At 57.7% G+C, this 24,829-nt stretch carries 22 protein-coding genes and 2 tRNA genes; 13 read left to right on the forward strand and 11 right to left on the reverse strand.

Features of this window, described 5'->3' with window-relative positions:
* Positions 1-18 precede the first annotated feature (18 nt).
* The 5 genes from ruvC to H8S56_RS05225 form a co-directional block, all read right to left on the reverse strand.
* Positions 19-543 carry a crossover junction endodeoxyribonuclease RuvC gene (ruvC, locus tag H8S56_RS05205; RefSeq protein WP_024686232.1) on the reverse strand — a complete coding sequence of 175 codons (525 nt, stop codon included), beginning with the start codon at positions 541-543 and terminating at the stop codon, positions 19-21.
* A gap of 129 nt (positions 544-672) precedes the next feature.
* Positions 673-1,419: a YebC/PmpR family DNA-binding transcriptional regulator gene (locus H8S56_RS05210; RefSeq protein WP_187518063.1), complete on the reverse strand. Its 747-nt coding sequence runs from the start codon at positions 1,417-1,419 to the stop codon at positions 673-675.
* A gap of 114 nt (positions 1,420-1,533) precedes the next feature.
* Positions 1,534-3,309: an aspartate--tRNA ligase gene (gene aspS / locus H8S56_RS05215; protein WP_024686230.1), complete on the reverse strand. Its 1,776-nt coding sequence runs from the start codon at positions 3,307-3,309 to the stop codon at positions 1,534-1,536.
* 290 nt (positions 3,310-3,599) lie between these two features.
* Positions 3,600-3,941, reverse strand: a complete 342-nt coding sequence (locus H8S56_RS05220; protein WP_167525009.1) for a ribbon-helix-helix domain-containing protein — start codon at positions 3,939-3,941, stop codon at positions 3,600-3,602.
* Positions 3,942-4,299: 358 nt separating this feature from the next.
* A complete protein-coding gene (locus tag H8S56_RS05225) occupies positions 4,300-4,773 on the reverse strand; it encodes a Dps family protein (RefSeq protein WP_004879132.1) in 474 nt (157 codons plus the stop codon).
* Positions 4,774-5,241: 468 nt separating this feature from the next.
* Here H8S56_RS05225 and H8S56_RS24680 point away from each other — a divergent pair, with 468 nt between their 5' ends.
* Positions 5,242-5,847, forward strand: a complete 606-nt coding sequence (locus H8S56_RS24680) for a cold-shock protein (protein ID WP_187518064.1) — start codon at positions 5,242-5,244, stop codon at positions 5,845-5,847.
* A 77-nt stretch (positions 5,848-5,924) separates the two neighbouring features.
* Here H8S56_RS24680 and H8S56_RS05235 read toward each other — a convergent pair whose 3' ends face one another.
* Positions 5,925-6,131 (reverse strand): SlyX family protein, encoded by a 207-nt coding sequence (locus H8S56_RS05235; RefSeq protein WP_187518065.1) that lies wholly within the window; start codon positions 6,129-6,131, stop codon positions 5,925-5,927.
* On the reverse strand, positions 6,128-6,559 hold the full coding sequence (locus H8S56_RS05240; RefSeq protein WP_187518066.1) for an HIT domain-containing protein: 432 nt from the start codon (positions 6,557-6,559) through the stop codon (positions 6,128-6,130). The genes H8S56_RS05235 and H8S56_RS05240 overlap by 4 nt, the downstream gene beginning before the upstream one ends.
* Before the next feature lie 979 nt (positions 6,560-7,538).
* Between H8S56_RS05240 and H8S56_RS05245 the strand changes: the two genes are divergently transcribed.
* The 3 genes from H8S56_RS05245 to H8S56_RS05255 all read left to right on the forward strand — a co-directional run bounded on the left by H8S56_RS05245 (position 7,539) and on the right by H8S56_RS05255 (position 11,769).
* Positions 7,539-8,861 carry an OprD family porin gene (locus H8S56_RS05245; RefSeq protein ID WP_024686224.1) on the forward strand — a complete coding sequence of 441 codons (1,323 nt, stop codon included), beginning with the start codon at positions 7,539-7,541 and terminating at the stop codon, positions 8,859-8,861.
* A 171-nt stretch (positions 8,862-9,032) separates the two neighbouring features.
* Entirely contained in the window at positions 9,033-10,748 is a 1,716-nt protein-coding gene (locus H8S56_RS05250; protein ID WP_187518067.1) for a proline--tRNA ligase, read from the forward strand.
* Positions 10,749-10,812: 64 nt separating this feature from the next.
* The gene (locus H8S56_RS05255) at positions 10,813-11,769 is read left to right on the forward strand and encodes a hypothetical protein (protein ID WP_024686222.1); all 957 of its coding nucleotides are present in this window, start codon (positions 10,813-10,815) and stop codon (positions 11,767-11,769) included.
* A gap of 36 nt (positions 11,770-11,805) precedes the next feature.
* Here the strand turns inward: H8S56_RS05255 and dinB are convergent, their stop codons facing one another.
* Positions 11,806-12,870 carry a DNA polymerase IV gene (gene dinB / locus H8S56_RS05260; protein WP_024686221.1) on the reverse strand — a complete coding sequence of 355 codons (1,065 nt, stop codon included), beginning with the start codon at positions 12,868-12,870 and terminating at the stop codon, positions 11,806-11,808.
* 259 nt (positions 12,871-13,129) lie between these two features.
* On the opposite strand from dinB, the gene H8S56_RS05265 reads away from it, so the two are divergent.
* From H8S56_RS05265 to H8S56_RS05280, 4 genes are all read left to right on the forward strand, one after another.
* Positions 13,130-13,206: transfer RNA gene (locus H8S56_RS05265), tRNA-Met, on the forward strand.
* Positions 13,207-13,365: 159 nt separating this feature from the next.
* Positions 13,366-13,442, forward strand: a tRNA-Met gene (locus tag H8S56_RS05270).
* Between the two features lie 351 nt (positions 13,443-13,793).
* A complete protein-coding gene (gene mprF, locus H8S56_RS05275; protein ID WP_187518068.1) occupies positions 13,794-16,436 on the forward strand; it encodes a bifunctional lysylphosphatidylglycerol flippase/synthetase MprF in 2,643 nt (880 codons plus the stop codon).
* Positions 16,436-17,779, forward strand: a complete 1,344-nt coding sequence (locus tag H8S56_RS05280; RefSeq protein ID WP_024695036.1) for a virulence factor family protein — start codon at positions 16,436-16,438, stop codon at positions 17,777-17,779. Before mprF ends, H8S56_RS05280 begins: the two co-directional genes overlap by 1 nt.
* A 78-nt stretch (positions 17,780-17,857) precedes the next feature.
* Here the strand turns inward: H8S56_RS05280 and H8S56_RS05285 are convergent, their stop codons facing one another.
* From H8S56_RS05285 to H8S56_RS05295, 3 genes are all read right to left on the reverse strand, one after another.
* Positions 17,858-19,753: a potassium transporter Kup gene (locus H8S56_RS05285; RefSeq protein ID WP_187518069.1), complete on the reverse strand. Its 1,896-nt coding sequence runs from the start codon at positions 19,751-19,753 to the stop codon at positions 17,858-17,860.
* 212 nt (positions 19,754-19,965) lie between these two features.
* Positions 19,966-20,289: a helix-turn-helix domain-containing protein gene (locus H8S56_RS05290; protein WP_187518070.1), complete on the reverse strand. Its 324-nt coding sequence runs from the start codon at positions 20,287-20,289 to the stop codon at positions 19,966-19,968.
* Positions 20,282-20,593, reverse strand: a complete 312-nt coding sequence (locus tag H8S56_RS05295) for a type II toxin-antitoxin system RelE/ParE family toxin (protein WP_328803363.1) — start codon at positions 20,591-20,593, stop codon at positions 20,282-20,284. The genes H8S56_RS05290 and H8S56_RS05295 overlap by 8 nt, the downstream gene beginning before the upstream one ends.
* Before the next feature lie 278 nt (positions 20,594-20,871).
* Between H8S56_RS05295 and rimO the strand changes: the two genes are divergently transcribed.
* From rimO to tsaA, 5 genes are all read left to right on the forward strand, one after another.
* Positions 20,872-22,215, forward strand: coding sequence for a 30S ribosomal protein S12 methylthiotransferase RimO (gene rimO / locus H8S56_RS05300; protein ID WP_024686215.1), 1,344 nt, complete (start codon positions 20,872-20,874; stop codon positions 22,213-22,215).
* Between the two features lie 105 nt (positions 22,216-22,320).
* Entirely contained in the window at positions 22,321-22,764 is a 444-nt protein-coding gene (locus H8S56_RS05305) for a GNAT family N-acetyltransferase (RefSeq protein ID WP_187518071.1), read from the forward strand.
* A gap of 91 nt (positions 22,765-22,855) precedes the next feature.
* Entirely contained in the window at positions 22,856-23,566 is a 711-nt protein-coding gene (locus H8S56_RS05310) for an rRNA pseudouridine synthase (RefSeq protein ID WP_073164112.1), read from the forward strand.
* A gap of 66 nt (positions 23,567-23,632) precedes the next feature.
* On the forward strand, positions 23,633-24,094 hold the full coding sequence (locus H8S56_RS05315; protein ID WP_024686212.1) for a YehS family protein: 462 nt from the start codon (positions 23,633-23,635) through the stop codon (positions 24,092-24,094).
* Between the two features lie 10 nt (positions 24,095-24,104).
* The gene (gene tsaA / locus H8S56_RS05320; protein ID WP_024686211.1) at positions 24,105-24,812 is read left to right on the forward strand and encodes a tRNA (N6-threonylcarbamoyladenosine(37)-N6)-methyltransferase TrmO; all 708 of its coding nucleotides are present in this window, start codon (positions 24,105-24,107) and stop codon (positions 24,810-24,812) included.
* Positions 24,813-24,829 lie beyond the last annotated feature (17 nt).

Here is a 24,829-nt window from a genome sequence, read left to right on the forward strand (position 1 = left end):
TGCGTACGAATGATGCCGTCAGAGACGCAGCCTGCCGCCGCGACTGCGCGCGGCCCCCAGACCATGAGGGATCAGACTGGAACGGGTATGCGCGTGACACAGGGCAATGGCCAGCGCATCGGAGGCATCTATCTGCGGCTTCTGGGTCAGCTTGAGCAAATGCATGACCATCATCATCACCTGCTCTTTATTGGCCCCGCCGGTACCCGCTACGGCCTGTTTGACCTGAGTAGCCGTGTATTCAGCGATTTCCAGCGCCTCTTCTGCGCCCGCCACGATGGCTGCGCCTCGGGCCTGGCCGAGCTTGAGCGCCGAATCGGCATTGCGCGCCATAAAGACTTTTTCGATGCCCATGGTGACGGGACCGTAGGTCTTGATGACTTCACGAACGCCGCGATAGACGATTTGCAGACGCTCGTGCAGCTCACCACTGCCGGTGCGAATGCAACCCGATGCCACGTAGACACAACCACGGCCGGTATCACGTACCACGCCATAGCCGGTAATTCGCGAACCGGGGTCGATACCAAGAATAAGAGTCATAACGCCTGCAGCTAAAGAAGATGACGCAACACAATGAGCGCAGCATAAAGGCAGAAGCCGGAGGCCGATAGCCGCATGACACTCACGGCTTCGATCCCCCGGCTTCCGATACAGCTCGTTTTATGGCGATCAGCCCAATTGCTCCATGACCTCGTCAGGAATTTCCGCGTTCGAATAGACGTTCTGCACGTCATCCAGGTCCTCAAGCATGTCGATCAGCTTCAGTACTTTTTCAGCGGTTTCCAGGTCAAGCAAAGCGCTGGTGGTCGGCAACATGACGATCTCTGCATCCGCCGCCTTGAAACCAGCCGCTTCCAATGCGTTACGCACTGCATAGAACCCGGAAAAAGACGTGAACACATCGATGGAGCCGTCATCATTGGTCACGACATCATCAGCGTCCGCCTCCATCGCTGCTTCGATCAAGGCGTCTTCATCGACACCTGCAGCAAAAAAGATCTGACCCTTGCGATCAAACAGATAGGCCACCGAGCCGTCGGTACCCAGATTGCCGCCACATTTTGTAAACGCGTGACGCACAGCCGCGGCAGTACGGTTGCGGTTGTCGGTCATGGTCTCGACCATGATCGCAACGCCACCCGGTCCGTAACCTTCGTAACCCAGCTCTTCAACGTCATCACCATCAGAGGCGCCCACACCACGTGCCACAGCACGATCGATGGTGTCTCGGGTCATGTTGGCACCGAGCGCCTTGTCCAGCGCCAGACGCAGACGCGGGTTAGAGCCCGGATCACCCCCACCCTGACGAGCGGCAACGGTCAGCTCACGAATCCACTTGGTGAAGATCTTGCCTTTCTTGGCATCCTGACGCTCTTTGCGGTGCTTGATGTTCGCCCACTTAGAATGACCTGCCATTTCTCGCTCCAGATTCTTTTTGAAACACCTTCACCTTTCGCCTCATACAGCAGGCAAAAAGCTTCACTCGATTCGGGCAATGCAGGGCGTATCCAGGATACGCCCTGCCCGGCATCACTCGGCCTTTGGCTGCTCGCGCAGGCGAATGTGCAGTTCACGCAGAGCCTTGGCATCCACGACACCCGGCGCCTGCGTCATGACGTCTGCAGCGCTCTGGGTTTTCGGGAAGGCAATGACTTCACGAATGGACTGAGCGCCGGTCATCAGCATGACCAGACGATCCAGACCGAACGCCAGACCGCCGTGCGGTGGCGCGCCGTATTTCAGAGCGTCGAGCAGGAAGCCGAACTTCTCCTGCTGCTCGTCTTCAGCGATACCCAACAGACGGAACACAGCCTGCTGCATTTCCTTGCGATGGATACGGATCGAACCGCCGCCCAGTTCGGTGCCGTTCAGCACCATGTCATAGGCGCGGGACAATGCAGTGGCCGGATTGGCTTCCAGCTCTTCAGGCGTGCACTTGGGTGCCGTGAAGGGGTGGTGCAACGCGGTGAAGCTGCCGTCGTCATTCTCTTCGAACATCGGGAAATCGACGACCCACATCGGGGCCCACTCACAGGTGTGCAGTTTGAGGTCGTTGCCAACCTTGATCCGCAGTGCGCCCAGTGCTTCGCTGACGATCTTGGCCTTGTCAGCACCGAAGAACACGATATCGCCATCCACTGCGCCCACACGATCCAGGATCACATTGAGGTTGGCTTCAGGGATGTTCTTGACGATGGGCGACTGCAGGCCGTCAACGCCATTGGCGCGCTCGTTGACCTTGATGTACGCCAGCCCCTTCGCACCGTAGATGCCGACGAACTTGGTGTAATCGTCGATCTGCTTGCGCGGCATGCTTGCCCCGCCTGGTACGCGCAGAGCGGCAATGCGGCATTTTGGATCGTTGGCCGGGCCACTGAACACCTTGAACTCGACATCCTTGAGCTGATCGGCAACATCGACCAGTTCCAGCGGGTTACGCAGGTCAGGCTTGTCGGAGCCATAACGACGCATGGCCTCTTCGAAGGTCATGTGCGGGAATTCATCGAATTCCAGATCAAGGACTTCCTTGAACAGCTGACGCACCATCTTCTCGGTCAGACCGATGATGTCTTTCTCGTCGAGGAAGCTGGTCTCGATGTCGATCTGGGTGAATTCCGGCTGGCGGTCGGCACGCAGGTCTTCATCGCGGAAGCACTTGGCGATCTGGTAGTAACGATCGAAACCGGCAACCATCAGCAACTGCTTGAACAACTGAGGCGATTGCGGCAGCGCGAAGAAGCTGCCGGGGTGTGTGCGGCTAGGGACCAGGTAGTCGCGAGCGCCTTCCGGAGTAGCACGCGTCAGAATCGGCGTCTCGACGTCGAGGAAGCCGTTTTCATCCAGATAACGACGGATGCTGGTGGTGATGCGCGAACGCAGACGCAGCTTCTCGGCCATTTCCGGACGACGCAGATCGATGAAACGATAACGCAGACGGGTTTCTTCACCGACGTCCGAATACTCGTTCAACGGGAACGGCGGGGTTTCCGACTCGTTCAGCACTTCCAGCTCATAGCCCAGCACTTCGATGGCGCCAGACGCCATATTGGCGTTCACGGCACCGGCAGGACGCGCACGAACCTTCCCGACAACCTTGACTACATACTCGCTGCGAACACGGTCGGCAGCGGCAAAGGTATCGGCACGATCAGGGTCGAACACCACCTGAGCCATGCCTTCACGGTCGCGAATATCGAGGAAGATAACGCCTCCATGGTCACGGCGACGGTGGACCCATCCGCAAAGGGTAATTTCCTGACCTTCCAGGCTCTCGTTCAGTTGGCCGCAATAATGGCTGCGCATCATGATGGTGTTTTCACTTCTCGTAATTCGAAAATTCGGTGGGGCTTTCGCTCCTGGCTTGCGCTCAATAGTGCAAGGCACCGGCACACAGTTCAAGCCAGCCCTCGCCCACGCAGAGTCATGCCCGTTAGCAAGGCGGAGGATTATATAGAGTTAATCGTTGCCGTGCAGCCGAACGAACCTATCCTGCCAGGATAAGTTCGCATCTGCCGCCTGCACCTGAAGGGCTTGCGCACGACACAGGGAAGGCACGGGCCCGCCGGAGGCGAGCCCGCTGGAATGAGGGGATCACGCTATGCCTGGGCTACATCCAGACGATCGGTCTTTAACAGGTGCGCCACACAGACCACCCGGATCAGACCGCTGAAATTCTTTACACCACCGTAACGCAGATGCACCTCTCTATCGATGTAGGAAAGCACGGTATTCACCGAACAATCGTTGGCGTTGGCGATACCGGTCAGAATATTCCAGTATACGTTCTCAAGACGCAGGCAAGTTGCCAGTCCATTGAGCCGTACCGACTTGGAATGAGGCTGGGCCAGCATCATATTGAAATCCTCGACAAAAGGATCATTGCGCGTCATCCACTGACGATTTGATTCTTTAACCTCACGTTCAACACCTCGTGGCATGATAGTTGTTACCCCTAAAAAATGGACTTTAAAAGCCGGGAATGAAATATTTATAAACAAGTGACTACCCGATCTATAAAGCCCGATCCATGATTTTATATCCAGCAGGGGTTACACCTTATTGCTGTAGGACATGACCACACGAGAATAGGGAATACCGGTCGCTGTCATTGTGACAAGTCAAAACGACAGCACAGCATTGCTTGCGTGGAACGCGGGTGATTACCCTGAAGCCTGAACGGCCAACACACGGCATGGGAAGCCAGGCCAGCGCACACAGGAGCCTGCCACGAAGCCTGAACACGCTACAGCGCAAGGCTAAAGACGAGTAGCAATTGGCTGCCACTCGCCCGGATCTTTATTTGGATTCAAGCATCGAGCGCAACATCCATGCGGTTTTTTCATGAACCTGCATGCGTTGAGTCAGGAGATCAGCAGTAGGCTCATCACTCACTTTATCCAACAAAGGAAAGATACTACGCGCCGTGCGGACAACAGCCTCTTGACCTTGCACCAGACTTTTGATCATATCTTCAGCGCTCGGCACGCCCTCTTCTTCCTTGATGGTAGACAGACGGGCGTACGTTGAATAAGTACCCGGCGCAGGAAAACCCAACGCACGAATACGCTCAGCAATAGAGTCCACTGCCAGGGCCAGTTCGTTATATTGCTCTTCAAACATCAAGTGCAACGTACGGAACATAGGACCGCTGACGTTCCAGTGAAAGTTATGAGTCTTGAGGTAAAGCACATAAGTATCCGACAGCAGATGCGAAAGACCGTCCACGATCGATTTACGATCTTCTTCACTGATACCGATATCGATTGCCATGTTTCATGCCCTTTCATTGAGGAGTGGAAAGCAGTAACACCCCCTACTCTATCAAGAGAACCCGGGGCGGCGCAGCTTTCTATAGAGTCCTGGCAGAAGGGGGAGCAAAATGAACAGGAGGCGAGGCATGACCGTCCGGCATTCTCGACCAGCGGCGACGGGTGGGCCGCCTGCGCTGAGCCTCGAAAACGCCTCGCTCAGCAGGCAGGGCTCTGTTCCGGGGGTTGCAAGGATTTCGAGCGCGCGTTTCACAACCCCTTCACTTAAACAGATTTATTTGCACAGGCCGCTGATTTGAGTAGCACCGGGCTTTGCTGTTAAATACACCGCGTGTCGCTATTGAGTTGTCATCTGTCTTGGCGCATAGGCTGGACCATCGTTCGTGCATCACGCCTCCTCTTTTTTAGAAGCGTACCGAACGGTACCCGCTATTTCTGGTAATCCTTCTCGACTTGTGAGCTTTTTAAAATGTTAAAAATTGTCCATCTGGTAACGGGAGCCGCAGCACTGCTGCTCTCTTTTATCCCCAGCCTGCGTAGCGAGGCCATGTCTCCCTACCTGCAACAGCCCGATGCGGTTTATCTGGCGTTCTTCGGGCTGCTCAACCTGGTACTTGCCCCAGTGATCCCCTACTGGAATCGAGGTGCACGTCATACCCTGCAAAACCTGGTCAGCGCTTTGCTCGTTGCTGCGGTCGTGCTGCAAACCCTGACCTTGCTGGTTCCATTACAAATCATCGCAGGCCAACCGGCCATCATCATCAGCCTGGCCATTGCCATTGTGGCTGTCGCGCTGCACCTTGGCGTGAGCTTCTATCGGTCGTCTCCCTCGCCAGCACCTCAAAGCCATGACATGGGCAACCGTGATACCGGCACTGTGAAATGGTTTAATACCTCAAAGGGTTTCGGCTTCATTTCGCGGGACTCTGGTGACGATATTTTCGTGCATTTTCGCGCCATTCGCGGCGAAGGGCATCGCGTACTGGTCGAAGGCCAGCGCGTGGAGTTCTCCGTCATGAACCGTGACAAAGGCCTGCAGGCAGAAGATGTGATTGCAGCGCTGCCACGTCGCTGATCCGTATGGCATAAATGTCATGACATAAAAAAACCGCGCCCTTCCTGTGGAGGCCGCGGTTTTTTTACGCCTGTCAGTCAGTAATGAGGCGGCGGAGCATCTTCTTCAAAGGTTTCGAACTGATTGCCAAGCTCTTCCTGCCGCTTGAGCATCGCCGACATCTGCTGCTGCAAACGATCAAGCTCTCGCCTTTGCGCCACCAGCACGTCGTTCAAAGCCTGAATCGTATCGTCCTGAAAAGCCTGGCGACTCTCCAGCTCCATGACTCGCTCATCAAGGCTCATGCTGAATCCCCCTCAAATCGAAAATCGTTGATCAGTACGGCCCGGAGCTGCTCACGAATCGAAACGAACTGTTCCTCTGTATAAGGTACGGCAGGGTGCTTGCCCCACACAGGTGCAGGCCAGGCGATATCGTTTCGCTTGCGCACAATGACATGCATGTGAAGCTGGCTGACGACATTACCAAGCGCCGCGACATTAAGCTTGTCAGCGCCAAACAACACCTTGAGCGTCTTTGACAGAAAGGAGGTCTCCTGCCAGAGCTGCAATTGATCGTCGGCACTCAGATCGAAGACCTCACTGATATCCGGGCGTCGCGGTACCAGAATGAACCAGGGGTAATTCGAATCATTGGAGAGCAATAACCGGCAAAGCGGGAAATCGCCCAGAGCCAGGGTGTCTTGGTGCAAACGTGAATCCAGAACGAACACGATAAAGGCTCCTGATTGCCACTTGAATGTCTGGTTGACCCGCTCGGCAGCAAGGTGCCAGGTAACACATCACAGGATACGCGTGATGAGGTAACGCTTCACCCCCACATAAGGCCGACATCATGCAGGCCAGCCACAGCGTGTGAGAAAAGGCTCCATCGAAAAGGCCCGCACCAATATGTAGCCCTATTGGCACCAACGCACTGCTTTGGCTCGCATTCCGAGTGTGCAGGACCATGGTTAGCAGCCTTAACCCATCCCCGATTCAGACCCGATTCAACGACTGCCTGATATAGGGTCATGAAAATGAAACACCTGGACGTTCACCATAACGACGTGTCAGTGACCCGCCCCAGCTTCATGCAACACCGCTGGCGAATGCACCAAAAACACACACTGCTGTTGCCGTCGCAACACCAGAGGGGCGGGATTTACCCAAAAACAGCTCAGCCCGGTAACAATTTTCTGGTTACACGCTACCCTGAGAGAGAGGAAAGACCGGGAGAGAGATTTTTCTATAAAAAAAATAGCTATTAAAAACAATGAAATACAGCTTGAATGCAACGCAGATTCTGATTTTTCACGTTTTTTTCTTATTTTCAGGAACTTTGTGCACGCTTGTTGCTATATCACCCATATGATCACGGTGTCCCTGGCGGAAAACAGAGACACCCTGACCAAGGGAAAAGGTTGCGATCGGCGGAACAGCTTTTGCCGGCCCTGGATCACAAGGCCCAGGCTTGATGCCAACGCAACAGCGATCACTGAAGTGCGCACTGGGGATGCACAACCCCATGGCGACATGGACGACGCAGCAAGCGACACCGGCGTAAAGATTCTGAAAGGATAGGGTTGTAACTATCGTAAGCACCGTCAGCGTGATGTAGATTTTCCGCCGACAAAAATAGAAAGAGCCGCCCAGATAAAAAAACAGGTGGGACGGCATAGATCTCTTCTAAAAACCAAAGGAGCAATCACGATGAGAGTGATGAAGTGGAGCGCAATCGCACTGGCCGTTACTGCAGCCAGCACCCAACTGGCAACGGCTGCACCGTTCGTCAGTGATCAGGCCGAGGCCAAAGGCTTTGTTGAGGGGAGCACTCTTGACCTGAAATTGCGCAATTACTATTACAACCGTGACAAGAAGGCTGGTGCCCAGGACGATCGTGACTGGACCCAAGGCATCTGGGCAAACTTCAGCTCCGGTTACACCCAAGGCACCATCGGTGTCGGTGTAGAAGCCTTCGCTTACGCCGGTGTGAAACTCTGGGGCCCAGACAAGTACTCAGGTTCGGGTAACCTGATCACCGACTCTGCCGGTAACAACGAAAATACACAGAGCAAAGCCGGCGGCGCCGTCAAGTTCCGTGTTTCGAAGACTGAGCTGAAAGTCGGCGACATGCAGCCAACCAGCCCGGTGTTCGCGGTCGGCGGCTCGCGCCTGCTGCCACAGACTGCCAGCGGTATCAGCTTGCAGAGCAGCGAGATCAAAGGCCTGGACGTTGAAGCAGGTCACTTCTACTCTGGCACCAGCCAGGACGACACCAGCCACGGCGGTAGCATCTTCGCCAACTACGCTGGCGTTCGTGCAAACAGCGCTGACTTCGCTGGTGGTAAATATGCCATCACCGACAGCCTGGGCGTCGGCTTCTACGCCGCCAAGCTGGAAGACGTCTGGGATCAATACTACGGTAACGTGAACTACGCACTGCCTCTGGGCGGTGACCAGTCCCTGGCATTCGACGCGAACATCTATCGCACCGTTGACGAAGGCAGCGCCAAAGCTGGCTCGATCAGCAACACCGCGTTCTCCGGTTCCGCAGCCTACTCGTTCATGGCCGCACACACCGTGACCCTGGCGTTCCAGAAGATCAACGGCGACACCCCGTTCGACTACATCGGTATTGGTGACAACAACCGTGGTGGCGACTCGATCTTCCTGAACAACTCGATCCAGTACTCCGACTTCAACGGTCCGGGTGAAAAATCCTGGCAGGCTCGCTACGACCTGAACATGGCTCCGTACGGCGTTCCAGGCCTTAGCTTCATGACCCGTTACATCAAGGGTACTGACATCGACGGCACCAAGACTCCGACCGGCAGCGCATACGCTGGCCTGTACGGCGCAGATGGCGAGCACCACGAGACCAACCTCGAAGCCAAATACGTCCTGCAAACCGGCCCGGCCAAAGACCTGTCCTTCCGCATTCGTCAAGCATGGCACCGCGCCAATGCTGACCAGGGCGAAGGCGATGTCAATGAGTTCCGCCTGATCGTCGACTACCCAATCTCGGTTCTGTAATCGCGATTCGGTTCTCGGTAATAGAAGAAGCCCGGCTCATGCCGGGCTTTTTCATGCCGCCTGAAAAGTGCGGCCTTACCGCTCGACTGCCTTGCACGGCCTGTACGCCACCGGCACATCACCGTACAATCCCGAGTCATTTCCAGTCTCAGCAACCGACAACGGCCAACCATGCGCACCAGTCAATTTTTGCTCGCCACACAGAAAGAAACCCCTTCCGATGCGGTCGTGGTCAGCCATCAGCTGATGCTGCGCGCCGGCATGATCCGCAAGCTCGCCTCTGGCCTGTACACCTGGCTGCCGATGGGCCTGCGCGTGCTGCGCAAGGTAGAAGCCATCGTTCGCGAGGAGATGGACGCTGCAGGCGCACTTGAAATCCTGATGCCGGGCATTCAACCCGCAGAACTGTGGCAGGAGTCCGGCCGCTGGGTGCAGTACGGCCCTGAATTGATGCGTCTGGTCGACCGCCACAACCGTGATTTCTGCCTGGGCCCGACCCACGAAGAAGTCATCACCGATCTGGCCCGCAACGAGCTGAACAGCTACAAGCAGCTGCCAATCAACATGTACCAGATTCAGACCAAATTCCGTGACGAGATCCGCCCACGCTTCGGCCTGATGCGCGGCCGCGAGTTCGTCATGAAGGACGCCTATTCGTTCCACGCCGATCATGCCTCGTTGCAGGAAACCTACGATCGCATGCACCAGGCGTACAGCAACGTCTTCACTCGCCTGGGCCTGAAATTCCGCCCGGTCGAAGCTGACAACGGCTCGATCGGCGGCGCAGGCTCCCACGAATTCCACGTACTCGCCGAGTCAGGCGAAGACGATATCGTCTTCAGCGACGGCTCCGATTACGCCGCCAACATCGAAAAAGCCGAAGCGGTGCCCCGCGAGACTTCCCGCCCTGCGCCGACAGAAGAGCTTCGCCTGGTCGATACGCCGAACGCCAAGACCATTGCGCAACTGGTCGAAGGCTTCAACCTGCCGATCGAGAAGACCGTCAAGACGCTTGTGGTGCATGCCGCCGAAGAAGGCAAGCTGATCGCCTTGATCATTCGTGGCGACCACGAACTCAACGAAATCAAGGCCGGCAAGCTGGAGCAGGTCGCAAGCCCTCTGGTCATGGCCTCCGAAGCCGAATTGCGTGACGCAATCGGCGCAGGCGCAGGCTCGCTGGGCCCTCTGAACCTGCCACTGCTTTGCGTCATCGACCGCTCGGTCGAGATGATGAGTGACTTCAGCGTCGGCGCCAATATCGACGATAAGCACTACTTTGGCGTCAACTGGGAACGCGACCTGCCGGTTCCGACCGTTGCCGACCTGCGTAACGTGGTCGCCGGCGATCCAAGCCCGGATGGCAAGGGCACGCTGGAGATCAAACGCGGCATCGAAGTCGGACACATCTTCCAGCTGGGCACCAAGTACAGCGAAGCGATGAAGTGCCAGGTGCTCGGCGAAAACGGCAAGCCGGTCAACCTGTCCATGGGTTGCTACGGCATTGGCGTATCCCGTGTAGTGGCCGCCGCCATCGAACAGAACAGCGACGAAAACGGCATCATCTGGAACGACACCCTCGCGCCATTCCAGATCGCCCTGGTGCCGCTGCGCTATGAAACAGACGCCGTACGCGAAGCCACCGACAAGCTGTATGCCGATCTGAAGGCAGCCGGCTTTGAAGTCCTGCTCGACGACCGCGACAAGAAAACCAGCCCCGGCATCAAGTTCGCTGACATGGAACTGATCGGTATCCCGCATCGCATCGTTGTCAGCGATCGCGGTCTGGCCGAAGGGAATCTGGAGTACAAGAGCCGTACCGAGTCGCAACCGCAAGCCATTGCAGTCGCTGACGTGCTGTCGTTCATTCAGGGCCGCGTGAAACGCTGAGTCAAAGGCGCACCGACACCTGTCGGTGCGCCACTCACCCGCCCCATCCGCATCAAGAGATCCCATGCTCAAACGAAGCACCCTAAGCCTCGGCAGCGCCGTTCTCTGCGGCACTTTCCTCGTCGGCGGCTGTGCCAATCAGTTGTCACAACGCAGCGAGCACGAAGAGCGCGTCGAGCGCAAACTGCTCGAACACACCTTGCAGGTCGACATCGGCGAACCCAAAACGCTCGAATTGCCGCAACGTCGTGTGCGGATTCACGAGCATAAATCCTTCGAAGTCACCGATTTCGAAGTGACACGCCACTACGATCGCTACACCCCTTACCAGCCCTGGCGGGAAGTCTATGAAATCCCATTGGGCGCAGTCGCAGTCGTGGCCGGTGTTGGCGCCAATGTAGTCAACGTATTCGCGCTGGGCAGCCTGCCCGACAGTGTGACCAAGGACTGGATCAGTTATGGCGTGGCCGGGCTGAATCCTTTCATGAACGCCCCTTCTCACGGTCGCGCCCAGCAAAACCTGGCGGGTATCGATGAGGTTCAGAAGGACAAACGGATCGAGAACTCCACCCTGCCCTGGAACGAGCGCTCGGTGATGGTCAAGGCGGGCAATGAAACCCACGAAATGTCGACAGACCGTAATGGCGTGCTGCGGCTCAATTTGCTGGACAGTCCGTTTGCAGAACAGGACCTTAGCCGTGTCACCCGCCTCTATATAAATGTGGAGGATGAACAGGACAACGCACACGCCAACGCGAGCCTGCCAATCAGCCATTCACTGCGCGGCAAACTACTGGAAGCCCACGCGCTGATCTACGATGACCTTGAAGACGACGAAGTCAGCCAATGGGTTCACCGGGTCAAGCGGCTGTCAGACATGGGACTGGAAGAAGAAGCCAGTGAACTGGAACAAAGCCTGATCGAACTCACACGCAACGATCCTCAGTTGCAGAACGAGTTTCTGAAGTCGCTTGCACGGGACGCCGGTCGCCTGGTCGCGGTACCTGCCGAAGCGCCTTGATCGTGCCAGCAGGTTTCGTGACGGTCCCGAAACCTGCTACTGACGCGCGAACAGCTCGAGCTGTTCATGCGCGGCGCGCAAATCATGCAGCCGTACACCCACCCCCAGCAAACGAACCGGCTTGCCGCCTCGCGCAAACGCCTGAGCCAGCAACTGCTCGTAGCTGCCCAGATCCCTACCCGCGCCGGTTTGCTCCAGGGTAGTCTGCGTGAAATCGTGAAACTTGACTTTCACGAACGGCTTTCCGGGACGGTACTGCCCCTCCATTCGCTCCATCCTCCCGGTCAACGTTTCCAGCAGCGCGGGAAGCTTTTCAAGACAACTGGCCAGATCGGGCAAATCCGTATCGTAGGTGTTTTCGACACTCACTGACTGACGTCTGCTGTCGTTTTGTACAGGCCGGTCGTCAATACCGTGCGCCAGACTCCAGAGCCGCTCGCCAAAACTGCCAAATTCGCGAACCAGTGCAAGCTTGCTGCGACTGCGCAGGCCTTCGCAGTCGACGATCCCCAGGCGACCCAACTTATCAGCGGTCACCTTACCGACACCGTGCAGTTTGCTAACCGGCAGCGAGGCGACGAATGCCTCGACCTGATCCGGCGTGATGACAAACAGACCGTTCGGTTTCTTCCAGTCACTGGCAATCTTGGCCAGAAACTTGTTGGGCGCTACGCCTGCCGACACCGTGATGTGCAATTGATTGGACACCCGACGTCGAATGTCCTGAGCGATACGAGTGGCGCTGCCAGAGAAATGGCTGGAATCCGAGACATCCAGAAAGGCCTCATCCAGGGACAAAGGCTCGATCAAGTCGGTGTAATCACGAAAGATCGTCTGAATTTCCCGAGATGCTTCCTTATAGGCATCCATGCGTGGCTTTACGATGGTCAGGTCCGGGCACAGCTTGAGGGCATGACGAGAGGACATTGCCGAGCGCACCCCGTAAGCCCTTGCCTCGTAATTACAGGTCGCGATCACCCCACGCCGCTCCGCGGAGCCGCCAACCGCCAGCGGCTTGGCCGCAAGACCGGGGTCGTCACGCATTTCGATGGCTGCATAAAAGCAGTCACAGTCGATGTGGATGATTTTGCGTTGCGTCATGACCTGCTGAGATGTTGAATCCATGGCCGTGCAGTATCTCACCGCTATCAGCCGCTGACACGCACGCCCTCACGCCGGGCGATGAAATGGCTCTGCAAACCTGTTTTTTGTGGGCAAATGCTGCTTAAAGTCCCGCAGACAGGGCGTCAAAGGCAATCGACCCCCTCCTGCCGATTCGCTAAGCATTTGAAGGAAAAGCATTTTTCCAAAACTAACCGTTGACACACCGCCAAGTCTCTGTAGAATGCCGGCACACAGACGCGGGATGGAGCAGTCTGGTAGCTCGTCGGGCTCATAACCCGAAGGTCGTCGGTTCAAATCCGGCTCCCGCAACCAAACATCAAAAAAGGCTACTCGAAAGAGTGGCCTTTTTTGTGCGTGCCCGATAAGACACTTATCAGGGCGATCAATGTCCGGTACCCAGGGTTAATTTCCAGAGCACGAACATTAAGGGTTGACACTTCGGCGTTCAGCTGTAGAATGCCGCCACACAGACGCGGGATGGAGCAGTCTGGTAGCTCGTCGGGCTCATAACCCGAAGGTCGTCGGTTCAAATCCGGCTCCCGCAACCAAACATCAAAAAAGGCTGCTCGAAAGAGTGGCCTTTTTTGTGCGCGATCAAAAAGTTTCATGCAGCATCTGTAACTGTCTGACAGAAAAGGCTATTTGATCGGCCCTCTGAAGCCCTATTATCATGAATGTCACGTAATGTTTCCATTTACGACAGTTTTTTCACCTGCTGCCGATAGGCTTATGACTAAGCTGAATCACACCTGAATCAGCGCTGAACAGCACTACCCCGCTCCATTCGCTATTCGCTCGTTAGGCGTTGACGCGCTAACATCCTGAAATATTTTTTGCGTAGGGATTGGTAACTTGGCTGTATACCTCCATCCTGTCGCGCACGATCCAAGGAGTGATTGATGCGCGACAACACGTCAGATTCCAATGAAACAGTGAATGCCGATCAACCTGAGAAGCCTGCGCGCCTGAACTGGCGTGAGCTGCTGAGCAAGTATCGCCAGCCAATCGGGCTGGCCGTGATGCTGCTGCTGTTTGGCCTGGCCTTGATCGCCTGCCGACACATGCTTATCGAAATGGACTGGTATGCGCTGCAGGACTCCCTGCTGGCCGTGCCTCTGCCATCGCTGGGCGGCGCACTGCTGGCAGCGATCGTTGGCTACGTCATTCTGATGGGCTATGAGTTATCCGCCAGCCGCTACGCCAACGTCGACCTGCCGACCAAGACGCTGATTCTGGGTGGCTTCACCTCGTTTGCGATCGGCAATGCGGTGGGCCTGTCGATGCTCTCCGGCGGCTCGGTTCGGTACCGGCTGTATTCAAGGCATGGCATTGGCGCGATTGAAATTGCCCGCATGACCGTATTCGCCAGCCTCTCGCTGGGCTGCGCGTTGCCGCCGCTGGCTGCATTGGCGACCCTGAGCAACCTGTCCGGCGCGTCGCTGGCGCTGAAATTGCCGGTCGAAGTGCTGGCCGTGGTGGCAACAGCGGTACTGGTGGGCAGCGTGCTGCTGGCCGTCGCGATTTATCGCCGTCGCCTGCCGGAACAGGATATCGCGCACAACATTCTGGTACGCCTGGGTCGCCGCACGCTGCGCCTTCCCGACCTGCGCCTTACGCTTATCCAGTTGGTGATCACGGCCCTGGACGTTGCGGCAGCAGCGCTTGTGCTTTATCTACTGCTGCCCCACGCGCCACCGCTGGGTGCCTTTCTGCTGATCTACCTGCTGGCGCTCGCTGCGGGCGTACTCAGCCATGTACCTGGTGGCGTCGGGGTGTTCGAAGCCATTTTGCTGGCGGCGTTCGCCAATGAACTGGGGGCCGCCCCGCTGGCGGCGGCACTGCTGCTGTATCGCCTGATCTATGTCGTCCTGCCGCTGCTGCTGGCGTGCCTGACCCTGCTGTTCACCGAGGCGCAGCGATTGCTGCCAACCCGGCAGGCAATGCGTGTCGCTTCAGGTCTGGCAGCGCCGATTCTGGCACTACTGGTTTTCTTGTCGGGGGTGGTGCTGCTCTTCTCTGGTGCCACCCCTGAAATTGATACCCGACTGGAAAACGTCGGCTTCATGATTCCCCATCGGCTGATCGATGCCTCGCACTTTGGTGCGAGTCTGGTGGGCGTGCTGTGCCTGCTGCTGGCTCAGGGTCTGCGTCGTCGACTGTCCGCAGCCTGGATCCTGACTGTCATCCTGTTGCTGGTGGGTGCCGTACTGTCGATGTTGAAAGGCTTCGACTGGGAAGAGGCCAGCCTGCTGTTGCTGACTGCCTGCCTGCTGATGACCTTCCGCCGCTCGTTCTATCGGCCCAGTCGCCTGCTGGAGGTGCCGTTTTCTCCGCTGTACCTGATCGCCAGTGTGTGCGTCGTCGGCGCATCGATCTGGCTGCTGTTATTCGCCTATCAGGACGTGCCGTACAGCCATCAACTCTGGTGGCAGTTCACGCTGGACGCTGACGCCCCGAGAGGCCTGCGCTCAGCGCTAGGCAGCGCCGTACTGCTGGTGGTGGTGTCGTTGACCTGGTTGTTGCGTACCGCACGACCGGTCATCAAGCTGCCTGACGCCGCCGATCTGGATAAAGCTGCAGAGATCCTCAAGGCCTCCAACCAGCCTGATGGTGGTCTGGTGCTGACGGGTGACAAGGCGATCCTGTTTCATCCGGCCGGCAATGCCTTCCTGATGTACTCGCACCGTGGCCGCAGTCTGGTCGCACTTTACGATCCGATCGGCCCGACACAACAGCGCGCCGAGCTGATCTGGCAGTTCCGCGACCTGTGTGACGTGCACCACGCCCGTCCCGTGTTCTATCAGGTTCGTGCCGAAAACCTGCCGTTCTATATGGATATCGGGCTGACAGCCATCAAGCTTGGCGAAGAAGCACGGGTTGACCTGCGGCGCTTCGACATTGAAGCCAAAGGCAAGGAGATGAAAGACCTGCGCTACACCTGGAACCGCGGTGGCCGGGATGGCCTGTCGCTGGAAATCTACGAGCCTGGCGCTGCACCTATCGAAGAGTTGAAAGTCATCTCCGACGCCTGGCTGACCGGCAAGAACGTGCGCGAGAAAGGGTTTTCTCTGGGCCGCTTCAACCCCGAGTACCTGAAGTATTTCCGTATTGCCATCGTTCACTTCGAGGGCAAGCCGGTCGCTTTCTCCAACCTGCTGGAAACCACCACACCGGAGCTGGCCAGCCTGGACCTGATGCGTTCGCATCCGGATGCGCCCAAGCTGACCATGGAGTTCATGATGGTGGGCCTGATTCTGCATTACAAAGCTCAGGGTTACGCGCGCTTCAGTCTGGGCATGGTGCCGCTTTCAGGCCTGCAGCCGCGTCGCGGAGCGCCGCTGACCCAACGTCTGGGGTCGATGATCTTCCGTCGCGGCGAACAGCTCTACAACTTCCAGGGTCTGCGCCGCTTCAAAGACAAGTTCCAGCCCGATTGGGAACCTCGCTATATGGCCGTGCCTGCCGGACTCGATCCGCTTGTGGCACTGGCTGACACCGCTGCCCTGATTGCGGGCGGCCTGACTGGATTGGTGAAACGCTGATGATTCGACGCTCCTGGCGCTTTTTGCTCGCAGCTCTGGTAATTGTTCTTGTAGCCGCATTGGGGGCGTGGATCTGGACCCGCCCCGCTCCACCCGCCACCCTTGAACGCTTGACGCTGGATGATGGCGCCGCATTGACCAGCGTGACTCCGGCAACACGCATCAAGACCCGCATCGCCCTGGCCGTCACCGCTGAAGAAATGCTCACCGACAAGCAATTGCTGGCGGTGAGCAAGGATGCGTCGGCGCGCATCGTCCAGGTTGTCCTGCCCAAGGACGACTGCGTGATGCAGCAGAAGACCTTCCAGAGTGCGCTCGAAAAACTCGACGGCCCCGCAATGGTCGTGGGCGGCATAGGCCCTGGCGCGACGCTGGCATGGCGCTGGCTGGCCGGGCAGACCGATGACAAGGCGCAAGCCATCTCCGTCGGCTTTGCGCTGGAGCACGTCTCCAATCCACCGCCAGTCGTAGAAGAAGGCGACACACCGCCACGTATCTGCGATGTCCCATTGCCTCAGAAAGCGCCTCACGGTCATTGGCTGGCCGCGTGGAATGACGCCCCGGACGACCCCAGTGCTGCGTTCGTGCGTGATCAGACCAATGCCGACACCAGCATCAGCGATTACGACATTAAGCTGCCGCAGGTCCTGAACACCGAACTGCGTCACCTGCTGCTGGGCGAAAACGATGCGGGTGGGCTGGGCATTCCGGTCGTTGAAGTGCCGGCCAGCCAACCGTCCGACACTGTGACGCTGTTCATGTCCGGCGACGGCGGCTGGCGCGACCTGGACAAGGTCGTGGCAGGCGATATGGCGAAGATGGGTTATCCGGTAGTGGGCATCGACGTGCTGCGCTACTACTGGGAACACAAGACCCCAGAGCAGACCGCAGTAGACCTGACCGACCTGATGAACCACTATCGCCAGAAATGGGGCACCAAACGCTTCATTCTTGCCGGTTACTCATTCGGTGCAGACGTCATGCCAGCGATCTACAACCGCCTGGCGACTGACGACCAGAACCGTATCGACGCAATCATCCTGCTGGCGTTCGCCCGGACAGGCAGCTTCGAGATCCATGTGGACGGCTGGCTGGGCAACGCAGGCAAGGAAGCGACCACCGGACAAGAGATGGCGAAACTGCCGGCTGCCAAGGTGTTCTGCGTGTATGGCGTCGAGGAGAAGAAGGACAGCGGTTGCACCGACACCACAGCCGTGGGTGAAGCGGTGCAGTTGCCGGGTGGTCATCACTTCGATGAAGACTACCCTGCCCTGGCCAAGCGTCTGATCGACGCGATCAATAAGCGTCAGGGCAAGACAGGCGCAACGGCCGGCGCTCAATAACCGCTCCGTTATCCAAGCCAAAAAAATCCCGGCACCGTGAGGTGGCCGGGATTTTTGTTGGCGGGTACCTCTGACAGGTTACATCTCGACTTGTGTACCCAGCTCGATCACGCGATTGAACGGCAGCTTGAAGAAGCGCAGGTTGCCGTTGGCGTTCTTGAGCATGAACGCGAACAGCGCTTCTCGCCAGCGGGCCATGCCTACCATCTTGGACGGAATGACGGTCTCGCGGCTCAGGAAGTAGGTCGTACGCATCGGACTGAAGTCCAGCTCGGCCAGATGACACAAGGCAAGCGCAGCAGGCACGTCCGGCTCATCGATGAAACCGAAGTGCAGGATGACGCGATAAAAACCCTCGCCATAGGACTCCACTTCGAAGCGCTGCTGGGTCGCAACCCTCGGCGAATCTTCGTAGACCACCGTCAGCAGCACGACCTGCTCGTGCAACACCTGGTTGTGCAGCATGTTGTGCAACAGTGCGTGCGGCACGGCGTCCGAACGCGCGGTCAGAAAGACCGCCGTGCCTTGCACGCGATGCGGCGGCTGCACCCGAATGCTGCCAATGAAGATCGGCAGCGGCAGACCGCCTTCGTCGATACGCTCTGCGAGCAACTGTTTGCCGCGCTTCCAGGTGGTCATGAGGATGAACAGCACAGCGCCGGCCAATACCGGAAAGGCACCGCCCTGGAAGATCTTCGGTACGTTGGCAGCGAAGAACAGACCATCGACCAGCAACAGACCAATCAACAACGGAACGGCCAGCAACGGCGGCCATTTCCACAGCAGCAGCATGACCGAAGACACCAGAATCGTGGTGCAGAGCATGGTTCCGGTGACCGCCACGCCATAGGCAGAGGCCAATGCACCAGACGATTCGAAACCGATCACCAGCAGGATGACGCCTGCCATCAGCGCCCAGTTCACCGCGCCGATGTAGATCTGGCCCTGTGCGTCGCTCGACGTGTGCTGGATATACATGCGCGGAATGTAACCGAGCTGAATAGCCTGCAGCGTCATGGAGAACGCACCGGAAATCACCGCCTGCGAGGCAATGATCGTCGCCATGGTCGACAAGCCGATCAGCGGCAGCAGCGCCCAACCCGGCGCCAGCAGATAGAACGGATTGCGAACGGTCTCGGGGTTGCCCAGCACCAGCGCACCCTGGCCGAAGTAGTTGAGCAACAAAGCAGGCAGGACGAGGATGAACCAGGCCCGCGAAATCGGCTTGCGGCCGAAGTGCCCCATGTCTGCGTAGAGAGCTTCCGCGCCGGTCAGCGCCAGCACCACGGCACCGAGAATCGCGACGCCGATACCTGGATGGATAATAAAGAAGTGAACACCCCAGGCAGGATTCACCGCCTTGAGCACTTCCGGCGACTGCATGATGCCGTAGACACCGAGCGCGCCCAGCACCACGAACCACGTCACCATGACCGGACCAAACAGCACGCCGATGCGCGCCGTGCCGTGGCGCTGAATCAGGAACAACCCGATCAGCACCACCAGCGCCATAGGCACGATCCAGCGCTCCAGCCCATCGAATGCCAGCTCGAGCCCTTCCATCGCCGACAGCACCGAAACGGCCGGCGTGATCATGCTGTCGCCATAGAACAGCGCCGCACCGAACAGGCCGAACACCACCATGAGCATTTGCAGCTTGGGGTATTTGGCCGTAGCCCTGCGTGCCAGCGCCGTCAGCGCCATGATGCCGCCTTCACCCTGATTGTCGGCGCGCAGGATAAAGACCATGTACTTGAAGGACACGACCCAAATCAGCGACCAGAAAATCAGCGACAGCACCCCCAGAATCGCGTCATGCGAGACTTCGACCCCATACCCGCCCTGAAACACTTCTTTAAGCGTATACAGAGGGCTGGTGCCGATATCGCCATACACCACACCCACCGCAGCGATCAGCAGCCCTACGGGCCTGGCCGCCTTTCCAGAACCTTCATGACTGTTTGTTTGACTCATCCACTACTCCCGGAAACCAGACATGAGGTTCAATCCACTGTGAACTTCACAACGCGTAACAATTCAGATCCGCCCAGACATTGACACGCCTTGACGCGATGGCGCGAAGCATAACGCAGCGGTGGGTGTAATTCTCTTCCAAGACGGCTAAGGAATGACAATGCCCAACAAAAAGCCCACCAAAATAGGTGGGCTTCAGATTCATCCAGTTTTTACGCAAAGACGACCTCAACTCGTCCTTCACCACCACGAGAGCGCGGAGCTGTCTTCACGACAATTTGCACATCGCGTCCAAGGCGAGAGAGGCAATCGATCATCTTCGACTCGCTGATGCCTCTGAATTTACCTCTTAGCATCTCTGATACTTTGGGCTGAGGCATGGCCAAGAGCCGGGCCGCTTCGACTTGGGTAAGATGTCGAGCCTTGATAATGGCTCCGATCTTGGTCGCCAACTGGGCCTTGATCAGCATCTCCTTAGCGTCGTCTCGACCGAGGTCGGCGTAAACGTTGCCACTACTATCTTCGATATCAGTCATTTTTGACCTCCTTGGCATGCTTTTCTGCAGCTCTGAGTCGAGATTTGATCAGATCAATGTCGTGCTGCGCTGTCTTGATGCCCGAAGTCGACTTTTTCTGAAAGCAATGCAAGGCATAGACCGCGCTTCCAAACTTTACGGTATACACGGCTCGATAAGTGTCCCCATCATAGTCCTCAACAACCTCAAGCACCCCGGCTCCAGAAAACCCTTTCAAGGGCACGGCTTGAACATGCTTGTTTCCCTGCTGAGCCTGATGGAGCGCATAACCAAATACATCCTGTACATCCTCGGGCATTGCCAAGAGATCTTTTTTACTGCCAAACAACCAATACAGTGGCTTCACTACCAGACCGCCCGTCCTATCCAACACAGATAAAATATACCCGTTTAGGTATAGAAACAATCAACGATCCTGCTGCTGACGCGCAAGACGTTCCGCACTCGTCGTAATTCTCGTCCTAACGCTGGTCATCGCGCCCACTCATCGCTAGAATTGCGCACTTTTTGATCAGAGGCGCAACCAAGCGCCCAATCGGTGCCTGCACGCAGTGTCCAGGCCCCTTAACGCCGAGGTTCGCCATGTCCACCGTCACCACGCCATCCGCCCCAAAGGTTGGATTTGTCTCACTGGGTTGTCCGAAAGCGCTCGTCGATTCAGAACGCATCCTGACTCAGTTGCGCATGGAAGGTTACGAAGTCGTTCCGACTTATGAAGATGCCGACGTGGTTGTCGTCAACACCTGCGGTTTCATCGATACGGCCAAGGCTGAGTCGCTGGAAGTGATCGGTGAGGCGCTGGCGGAAAACGGCAAGGTGATCGTGACCGGTTGCATGGGCGTTGATGAAAGCGTGATCCGCAAAGTGCACCCGAGCGTGTTGTCGGTCACCGGTCCTCAGCAGTACGAGCAGGTCGTCAATGCCGTGCACGAAGTCGTCCCGCCGCGCCACGACCACAACCCGCTGATCGATCTGGTGCCGCCACAAGGCATCAAGCTGACCCCGCGTCATTACGCTTACCTGAAGATCTCCGAAGGCTGCAACCATAGCTGCAGCTTCTGCATCATCCCGTCGATGCGCGGCAAGCTGGTCAGCCGTCCGGTGGGCGACGTGCTGGATGAAGCCAAGCGTCTGGTCAAATCCGGGGTGAAAGAGCTGCTGGTCATTTCTCAGGACACCAGCGCCTATGGCGTGGACGTCAAGTACCGCACCGGTTTCTGGGATGGCCAGCCGGTCAAGACCCGCATGACCGAGCTGTGTCAGGCGCTGGGTTCCATGGGCGTCTGGGTTCGCCTGCACTATGTGTACCCGTACCCGCACGTCGACGAGCTGATCCCGCTGATGGCTGCCGGCAAGATCCTGCCGTACCTGGACATTCCGTTCCAGCACGCCAGCCCCAAGATCCTCAAGTTGATGAAGCGCCCTGCGTTCGAAGACAAGACCCTGGCCCGCATCAAAAACTGGCGCGAGCAGTGCCCGGACCTGATCATCCGCTCCACCTTCATCGTCGGCTTCCCCGGCGAAACCGAAGAAGACTTCCAGTACCTGCTGGACTGGCTGACCGAAGCCCAACTGGACCGCGTCGGCTGCTTCCAGTACTCGCCGGTAGAAGGTGCGCCCGCCAATCTGCTGGACGCCGCCGTTGTACCGGACGATGTGAAACAGGACCGTTGGGATCGCTTCATGGCCCACCAACAGGCCATCAGCGCCGCTCGTCTGCAGATGAAAATCGGCCGGGAAATCGAAGTGCTGATCGACGAAGTCGATGAGCGCGGCGCAGTCGGCCGCTGCTTCTTCGATGCCCCTGAAATCGACGGTAACGTGTTCATCGGTCTGGAAGACGACAGCACCGTCAAGCCAGGCGACAAGATCATGTGCCGCGTGACAGACGCGGACGAATACGATCTGTGGGCCGAAGTCATCTGATCGTCGCTCCCGCTCCATGAAAAAGCCCTGCCCGTCGAAACGGCAGGGCTTTTTCGTTTGATTTCGTGGTCTATTCACAGACAGACCAATGGGAGCAATGGCGCGATGGAGCTCTACTTTCCAGACAAGAACGACTACCCGGCTTTGGTGGACGTGTGGGAACGCTCGGTGCGTGCGACCCACGACTTTCTGCCGGATGCCTACATCACCCAGTTGAAGGACCTGCTGCTGCGGCAGTATCTGGACGGCGTGACGCTGTTCTGCACCCGCGACGTGCAACTGAAGATCACCGGTTTCGCGGGCGTTAACCGAAGCAAGCTGGACATGCTGTTCATCGACCCTGAGCACCGGGACCAAGGGCTCGGCAAACAGCTGCTGGCCCACGCCATCGCGCATTTTCATATCCGTGAACTGGATGTGAACGAACAAAATCCACAAGCATTGGGCTTTTACCTCAAGCACGGTTTTACAGTGTTCAGCCGCTCTGAGGTCGATGGCCTGGGGAACCCGTACCCGATGCTCAGAATGCACCTGAACCGCCGCGCCTGATATCGTCGCAACACCAATTGCAATGTTGCCGCGATTAACCGGGCGCAGGCGGTTACAATGGCGCCTTTCTCATCAGTAAACGGCTTCTTTCATGACAGACCCCATTCGCCTCTCCAAACGCCTCATTGATCTGGTCGGCTGCTCCCGCCGGGAGGCCGAACTGTTTATTGAAGGCGGCTGGGTCACCGTGGATGGCGTGGTGGTCGATGAGCCACAATTCAAGGTGGATACCCAGAAGGTCGAACTGAGCCCCGACGCCAAGGCCGACTCGCCGGAGCCGATCACGATCATCCTGCACAAGCCCGCCTCAGCCACCGCTGAAAGCGCTCTACAGATGATCACGCCGGGCACACTTTCAGAGGAACACAGCTACGGCAAGCGCCCGCTCAAAGGCCACTTTCTGCGCCTGGAAACGACTTCCAGCCTGCAGGCCAACGCCAGCGGCTTGATGGTGTTCAGCCAGGACTGGAAAATCCTGCGTAAACTCACCGACGACCGCAGCAAGATCGAACAGGAATACGTGGTGGAAATCTCTGGCGAGATGGTTGCCCACGGCCTGAACCGCTTGAACCATGGCATGACGTACAAAGGCAAGGAACTCCCGAAGGTGAAAGCCAGCTGGCAGAACGAAAACCGCCTGCGTTTCGCCATGAAAAATCCGCAGCCCGGCGTCATCGCCCAGCTCTGCGAGGCCGTTGGCCTGAAGATCGTTTCCATTCGCCGCATCCGCATCGGCGGCGTGTCCATGGGCAAGTTGCCTGAAGGGCAATGGCGCTACATGACGACCAAAGAAAAGTTCTAACCCCCCCATTACAGAGCGCACGGGCTTGTTCGTGCGCCGTCAGAAGACTTACAGGACTCACGCCTCATGATGAACAACGACGTATTGCGCAGCGTGCGCTACATGCTCGATATCAGCGACAGCAAAATTGTCGAGATCACCGGACTCACGGGCTTTGAGGTCTCCAAAAGCGACGTCATTGCGTTCATGAAGAAAGAGGAAGATGAAGGCTATCTGGATTGCAGCGACGAAGTCATGGCGCACTTTCTGGATGGCCTGGTCTATTTCAGACGTGGCAAGGATGAAAGCCGTCCGCCTCAGCCAATCGACCTGCCGATCACCAACAACATCGTCCTGAAGAAGCTGCGAGTGGCCTTCGAACTGAAAGAAGACGACATGCACGCGATCCTCAAGTCTGTCGACTTCCCGGTTTCCAAGCCTGAACTGAGCGCCCTGTTTCGCAAGGTCGGTCACACCAACTACCGTGAGTGCGGCGATCAACTGCTGCGCAACTTCCTCAAGGGTCTGACCCTTCGCGTTCGCGGCTGAGTCGGCACGCATGACCTATACCGTTTCACCTGTCGGCTACGTGCGCTCCTGCTTCAAGGAGAAGTTCGCCATTCCACGCCAGCCGCACCTCGCCCCGGCAGCGCGCGGCGTGCTGGAACTGGTCGCGCCGTTCGATCAGGGCGAGGCGGTGATGGGGCTTGAGCAGGTCAGCCATGTGTGGCTGCTGTTCATGTTCCACCTGGCGCTGGAAGAAAAACCGCGCCTGAAGGTCCGTCCGCCTCGCCTGGGCGGCAATCAGTCGATGGGCGTCTTCGCGACTCGCGCCACGCATCGTCCCAACGGCATTGGTCAGTCGGTGGTCAAGCTGGACAGGGTTGAGGCCGGGCGTCTATGGCTGTCGGGTATCGACTTGCTGGACGGCACGCCGGTGCTGGACATCAAACCCTACGTGCCCTACGCCGACATGATCGACAGCGCGACCAACCTGATGGCCAACGCAGCACCTGCGTTGATCCCTGTGCAGTGGCAGGCTGCCGCGCAGGCTCAGGCGCATGAACACGCTTTGAGGCTGGGCGAGCCGCTGATCGAGTTGATCGAGCAGTGCCTGGCTCAGGATCCGCGCCCGGCGTATCAGGTGCCTACGCCAGAACGGCGCTATGGCGCACAGTTCTGGGATCTGGACGTGCGCTGGCATTACCCGCAGGCAGGCGTCATCTGCGTGCTGGAAGTGGTCCCGGCAACAAATCCCGGACAATAAAAAGCCCGCCTCCCCTG

This window comes from Pseudomonas triticifolii, assembly GCF_014358015.1.
GTDB classification, from domain to species: Bacteria; Pseudomonadota; Gammaproteobacteria; order Pseudomonadales; family Pseudomonadaceae; genus Aquipseudomonas; species Aquipseudomonas triticifolii.